The organism is Methylomonas sp. BG-2 (assembly GCF_057766305.1).
This window is the reverse complement of the sequence record NZ_JBYMAP010000461.1, coordinates 1-1,478: the sequence shown is the minus strand read 5'-3', so window position 1 is coordinate 1,478 and position 1,478 is coordinate 1. Positions and strand designations below refer to the sequence as shown.

Annotated in this window: 1 protein-coding gene; it reads right to left on the bottom strand. The window is 53.4% G+C overall.

Features of this window, described 5'->3' with window-relative positions; translation table 11 throughout:
- Window positions 1-1,039, bottom strand: a 1,039-nt coding sequence (locus AC3B8H_RS21280; RefSeq protein WP_488443502.1) for a hypothetical protein, incomplete at its 3' end; no start/stop codon positions are given.
- Between the last annotated feature and the right edge of the window lie 439 nt (window positions 1,040-1,478).

Sequence of the window (1,478 nt, the reverse complement as noted above, 5' to 3'; positions counted from 1 at the left end):
CCGCGGAAAACTCAAGACGGCCGTGCATATTGCTCAGACCGAATGAATCGACCGCTCCCAGAGTACCCAAAGCCGCATTGGCGATTGCGCCCAGCGCACCGGATGCCGCAATCGTGTAATTACCGGCCGTCAGCGTAATCACCAAGGTTTCCAATGTATCCTCGGCGTTAGCGCTAAAGCCATTGGCGGCAACTTCCGCATTGGCGTTAGCATTCACCCCGGCGATATAGGCGATGTTCCCCCAGTTGCCGGACACGTTGGACTGCCCCCAGTTTGCCAAGGCATTAAACTGCCCGACATAGGTTCCCGGACTGCCAGCCTTGCTGGTATCGCGGAAAGACGACGCTATCCCTTGAGCATCGACCGGCGCGGTCAACGAATCCAACACGCCCTGAACCTTGCCTGCGGGGACCACTGAAGGATTGGCTTTTTCGTTGGCGTCATCATGACTTTGGTAATTCATCACACCACCATACAATGTGAACGCGGAGTCGATATAGGTGCCGTCGCTATCCACATTCCACTTGATGGTGACTGTCGAGGTCTGGTCCAAACGGAAGTTAAAAAAGTCGACCTTATGACTATCGCCCAATAAAGCATGGGTACCGTCACCCCAACCCCAATCGGTTACATCATTGACATCGACAGTCGCGCTGCTCGCGGCGGAGCTGTAGTTGACATTGGAAAAGGAGCCCACCCCGGTATAGGACTGATAAGTCGAATTCCACAAATTGGGGTCATTCAAAGGGCGATCACTTTGCACGTTGATCGCCGCGCCTATCCCGTTGGCCGCGCGCTGAGAGGCGGTCAAACCGGAACCCGCCAAAGCCAACACCGCCGCCGGCGTTTCGCCGTACTGCGCGGTGGAAGCCGCTTTACCGGCGGTTGTTAAGTCACCAATCTGCGCGCCTTGGTTAAGGTCGTAATACTCAACGTGCGCTTGAGCCTGTTGAGCCATGCCCGCCAGCGCCAGCGCAACCCCAAGACCCAATTTAGATGCCGATTGAGCATTCGATTTGTAAAAGATTTTGTTTTTCATGTGTTCTCCAATGAAGGATTAATTTTCAACGATTCTTGGAAGCATGGACGAAAGCAACCCAGTCCCGAAACTAAAGCAACTAACAGGCCAAAGATTACCTCCAGACAACTCAGGCGCCGCAACGGCAAGCCCAATTAAACTGTGTTAAATAACTCATGGATAGCGTCATTTAACACACTTCTTGTCTATTCAAATTTGCCCGCCCCACTTAAGCCCTGAAAATTTGCCAAGGCCAAGCGACAAGCAAGCCCATCCCGTATCTTTATATCAAGTCCGGCTCATGAATGTTAAAGAATTGCGCCAGCTGCTATCGGCATTTCTCTTCGCCGCCAAGGGTTCGGATCGGCGTTTTTTGACGCCGAGAAACCCCAGCAAGCCAGCCAGAAACGACCAAGCCGCCGCCGGCAACGGCACAGGCGATGCTTCCAAATGACTTTCG